Consider the following 5,186-nt stretch of genomic DNA (forward strand, 5'->3'; position numbering starts at 1 on the left):
TATCAGATTACTGGACTTAATTCCCTCAGTACAGACCAAAAAGTAGCCTTACCTGACGATACTGTATCACGAGATGCGATCGCACTAGCGGCTGATGCCAAACATGCTTGCATCCAACTATTTCAGATCCGTGCTGGTCACTTAGTCGGGCGCTTGGGATTTTTTGCCGATGTAGCCCCTCAAGGGAATGGGGGGATAGAACTCGGAGCCATTTTACAACGGGTTTTAGAAGAGCATTACCAAACTGCTGATGCGGTGGAAATCCCCACAGAAATTTTGGTGCAACACCCGTTACCCGATGGGGAGATGTTGGCTGACTATTTGAGCCGGAGCAAAGGTCGAAATGTGACTATACTCACTCCCCAACGGCAAACCAAAGCTGAACTGATTGAAATGGTCAAGCGCAATGCTAACTATGAACTGGAACGCACCCAGCGATTGGTTGACCGCAACACCAAAGCCATGGAGGATTTAGCTAACATTCTTGACTTACCGGATTTACCACGGCGCATAGAAGGGTATGACATTTCCCACATCCAGGGGAGCAATGCAGTGGCTTCTCAGGTAGTGTTTCTAGATGGCACACCAGCCAAGCAGCACTACCGTCACTACAAGATCAAAAATCCTAATATCACTGTCGGTCACTCCGATGATTTTGCTAGCCTTGCTGAGGTGATTCGCCGTCGCTTCAAAAAAAGTCAACTCGAACCAGAACTAGCAGATAATCAAAACTCAACAAGCAACACTAAACACTCAACACTCAACAACCAAAACTCAACACCCAAAACTCAACAATCAACAAGCAACACTAAACACTCAACACTCAGAAAAGATTGGCCTGATTTGGTAATTATTGATGGCGGAAAAGGACAGCTGTCAGCAGTTGTAGCAGTATTGCAAGAGCTAAATTTACAAGAAGAAGTGCCTGTGGTAAGCTTAGCTAAACAGTACGAAGAACTATTTTTACCAGAGGAGCCATTACCCTTAAACACTGATCCCGAGCAACCAGGGGTGCAACTTTTACGCAGGGTCAGAGATGAGGCTCATCGGTTTGCGGTGAATTTTCATCGGAAACAAAGAAGTAGTCAGTTAAATCGTTCCCGTTTAGATGAGATTCCTGGATTGGGATTTCAGCGGCAAAAACAGTTATTGGCTCACTTTAACTCCATTGATTATATTCGCAACGCATCGGTTAAACAGCTTGCTGAAGTACCAGGCATTGGTTTGCGTTTATCCAAGGAAATTTATCACTACTTCCACCCATGACTAGACCTTTTTAAAAGGTATATCTTATAACTACTACTAGAGTTTTATCGGTCAGCAAACAGAGGAAAATGCCACACAAAAACTGAGGCAACAACAGGTGCGACCCGTGGCGAATTTAATAATTAGATGCGGAAAGCGCACCTATGAAAGAAAAACTGAGACAATCTAGTCTGATCTGCCAATTAGTCTGAAGATATAGACGTTGCGGTATCAATCTCTAAGTAGGTTTACTCTCTAAGTCGTTTGACTCAATGGACTTGGATGTAAAGGACTTGTAGGTTTCGCGTTCCCGTAGCGGCTCCTTAGGAGCATCGCTTCCTGTGGGCTTTCTTTCTGTGGGCTTTTTTCTGTGCTCTTTGGCGATGCTTTGCCGATGTCGATGTTGGGGAGGGCTGAATCGGTGACTAAATTATGTGATTAACTATTATACATCTTATTTGATTAAGAAAAAACATGGATAGACAGTTTCAGCTCAGGTCCTAATACTTTTTAAGTTAATAATTTTTAAGTTATATTAAGAAGTAACCCTAAAAAATCATCTTTCTTTAATAAAATTACCCAGCACTACCAGTAACAGGGGAATAACCATGACCCGAAACACTTTAGATGAACAGAGATCTCAGCTGAATGGCTCTGGCACTATCACTGAGCCAGATCACCAACAGAGATCTCAGCTGAATGGCTCTGGCACTATCACTGAGCCAGATCACCAACCATTACACCAAGCTAATCACCAACAGGAGGATTCAGCCTCATCATTACCCAGCTCCGGGACTAGTGAATCCCAAAACTCCTTGACATCAGGAGCAGGTAGTTTAGTGATTGCTATGGGTATGGGAATTATGCTGACTTTCGTAGGAATGCGATTGATCGGGACAGCTCCAAAGGTTCAAAAAACCGATTCCCCTGCTGAAACTGTTCAAACCCCTGCGGCTGTCCCCTCTGCTGAAACCCCTGGGGCTGTTGCCTCTGCTGTACCTGCTCAAACTGTTACAGTGGCAGACGTAAAAACCACCACAGTTAACCGAACCCTAGAAGCTATTGGTAGTGTTGCTGCTTTTGAGGAGATTAGGGTCAAATCCCAAGCAACGGGTTTACAGATTAAACAGGTACTGGTTAGAGAAGGGGAATTTGTCAAGGCCGGACAAGTAATGGTCAGGCTAGATAATGCTGTGCTTCAGGCACAGTTAGCTCAAGCTCAGGCAGCAGTTGCCCAAGCTGAAGCCCGTTTAGCAGAACTCAAAGCAGGGACACGCTCAGAAGAAAAAGCCCAAGCTAGAGCTCGTCTAGACCAAGCCCAAGCTCGTCTAAGACAGGCCCAAGCCAGTATCCCTAGACAAATTGACCAAGCCAAAGCCCGAGTGGCATCGGCTGTTGCACAGTTGAGTCTAGCTAAACGTCGCTTCGAGAGCCAGGAAAAATTGATTGCCGAGGGAGCCATCTCCCAAGACCGCTATAATGAGGTGGAAAGTCAATATTTCAGTGCTCAAGCGAATTTATCTGAAGCCCAACAACGCCTTGAGCAAACACGAAACACCAACTCCCCAGAAATTGCTCAGTTAGAAGCCGCTGTCGTAGAAGCGCAACAGCAGCTCCAGCAAAGATTGGCTGGTTCCCGTCCAGAAGTAATTGCTCAAGCCCAAGCTCAACTGGCTAGAGAAAAGGCACAAGTCCAGTTAGTGATGGCGCAACTGAACGATACCCAAGTGGTGGCACCAGTCAGTGGCAAAGTAGCCACTAGAAATGCCCGTGTCGGTGATATTACCTCTTCGTCAGAAACACTCTTTACCATTATCGAAAAGGGGCGTTTGGAACTGTTATTAAGGGTACCCGAAACCCAACTGTCCCAAATTCAGATTGGACAACCAGTAGAAATATCTTCTAAAGGAGATAGCCGCCTGAAGCTTTCTGGAACAGTACGAGAAATTGACCCGATAGTTGATCAGCAGTCTCGTCAGGCTCTGGTAAAAGTAGATTTACCCAATTCCGGCACCTTGCGACCAGGGATGTTTTTACAAGGCTCCATCACCACCTCAGCCACTACCGGTCTAACTATACCATCGAAAGCAGTATTGCCCCAAGCCGACACTAGCGCTATCGTTTACCGACTCGAAGCAGATAACACCGTTAAAGCACAACCAGTGGTAATGGGAGAACTGCTCCCTAGTGGGCAAGTAGAAATCAAGAGTGGTTTATCCGCAAGCGATCGCATTGTAGTCAAAGGTGCTGCTTTCCTCAAAGACGGCGATCCCGTCCAAGTATTAGAAACTCCATAGAAGCGTTGAAAGTTAACCGGTTACAGCTTCCATGTTGATTAACGGTTGAAAGTTAACCGGTTACAGCTTCCATGTTGATTAACGGTTGAAAGTTAGCCGGTTACAGGTTCGATATTGGGCAAATAACCTTGGCCAAAAGCCCACGCTACGGGCACAATCTTGGCCAAAAGCCCACGCGATCGCGTTCAACCAACTAACCTTCAACCAACTAACCTTCAACCAACTAACCTTCAACCAACTAACCTTCAACCAACTAACCTTGGCCAATAGGCCACGCGATCGCGTTCAACCTTCAACTATTTAAAAGATGTCCTTCCACGTCTCCTCTTGGTCAATTAAAAATCCGGTTGCTACTCTGGTCATGTTCCTGGTTTTAGGAATAGTCGGTCTATTCTCCTTTATGCAGTTGGGAATTGATCGGCTCCCTAATATTGATCTTCCAGCGGTGATGGTTACTGTTACCCAGCCAGGAGCAGGACCTGCAGAACTGGAATTCCAGGTCACGAAAAAAGTTGAAGATGCTGTTGCTAGCCTCGGAAATATTGACCAAATCAGCTCCACGGTTACTGATGGCAGCTCAAGAACCGTTATCAATTTTGTCCTGGGAACTGATAGCAATCAGGCAACGAATGATGTACGCAATGCCGTAGCTCAAATTCGCCAAAGTTTGCCCCTAGATATCAACGAACCTATTGTCAGACGGTTAGAATTTTCCGGGGGTTCAGTGATGACCTATGCGGTAGCTTCTAACAAACGCTCGGTGGAGGAGTTGAGTGATCTAGTTGACCGGAAAATTAGCCGTGATCTGGTTAATGTACCGGGAGTTGCCCAAATTGATCGACTCGGAGGAGTTGACCGGGAAATTCGAGTTGACCTTGACCCCGCTAGATTACAAGCTTTTGGTATCACTGCTACCCAAGTTAATGACCAAATTCGGACTTTTAATGTCAACTTACCCGGTGGTCGCGGTAACATCGGCGGCGCTGAACAGAATGTTCGGACTCTCGGAAGTGCTAAGACAGTCGAAGAGTTAAAAAACTACCGTATTGTACTCCCAGATGGCGCAAATGTTCCCCTTTCCAGTTTGGGAGAGGTGACCGACGGCTTTGGTGATCTTAGGAAAGCTGCCTATCTGAATGGGGATTCAGTGGTGGCCTTTTCTGTGCTGCGCAGCACTGGTAGCAGTTTAGTCTCGGTGGAAGAAGGGGTTCGCAAGGCGGTTGTTCAACTAAAAACTACCCTGCCAGAGGATATTGAACTGCGCTTGATCTTCACCCGTGCTGATTCCATCCGTGAGTCCTACCAAGCAACCATTGATTCCCTAATTATCGGTTCAATACTGACTGTATTCACCGTGGGGATATTTCTGAGAAATTGGCGGGTAACTCTAATTACAGCAATAGCGCTACCTTTATCAATTATTCCCACCTTTCTGGTGATGAAAGCCCTAAACTATACCCTTAACAATATGACCCTACTGGGTTTAGGCCTAGCCGTGGGGAACTTGGTCGATGATGCCATTTGCATGATTGAAAATATCGACCAGCACTTGGATATGGGTAAGAAACCCATGAGAGCAGCGTGGGATGGGGCCCGGGAAATTGGTTTAGCTGTAGTAGCCACCACCGCAACTATTGTCGCGGT

The 5,186-nt window shown here is 46.2% G+C and carries 4 protein-coding genes; all 4 read left to right on the forward strand.

Annotated elements, in window-relative coordinates:
* Nucleotides 1-1,266 (forward strand): excinuclease ABC subunit UvrC (locus F6K20_RS23340; RefSeq protein ID WP_287296197.1); only part of this gene is annotated, 1,266 nt, incomplete at its 5' end.
* 587 nt (nucleotides 1,267-1,853) lie between these two features.
* A complete protein-coding gene (locus F6K20_RS23345; RefSeq protein WP_287266491.1) occupies nucleotides 1,854-3,542 on the forward strand; it encodes an efflux RND transporter periplasmic adaptor subunit in 1,689 nt (562 codons plus the stop codon).
* A gap of 85 nt (nucleotides 3,543-3,627) precedes the next feature.
* Nucleotides 3,628-3,846: a hypothetical protein gene (locus tag F6K20_RS23350; protein WP_287266488.1), complete on the forward strand. Its 219-nt coding sequence runs from the start codon at nucleotides 3,628-3,630 to the stop codon at nucleotides 3,844-3,846.
* A gap of 3 nt (nucleotides 3,847-3,849) precedes the next feature.
* Nucleotides 3,850-5,186, forward strand: a 1,337-nt coding sequence (locus F6K20_RS23355; RefSeq protein WP_287296199.1) for an efflux RND transporter permease subunit, incomplete at its 3' end; no start/stop codon positions are given.

The organism is Moorena sp. SIO2C4, from assembly GCF_010672485.1.
Classification (GTDB): Bacteria; Cyanobacteriota; Cyanobacteriia; order Cyanobacteriales; family Coleofasciculaceae; genus Moorena; species Moorena producens.

Excerpts from the sequence above, each read along its gene's own strand:
- F6K20_RS23345 (WP_287266491.1), top strand. The coding sequence starts at position 1,854 with ATGACCCGAAACACTTTAGATGAACAGAGATCTCAGCTGAATGGCTCT.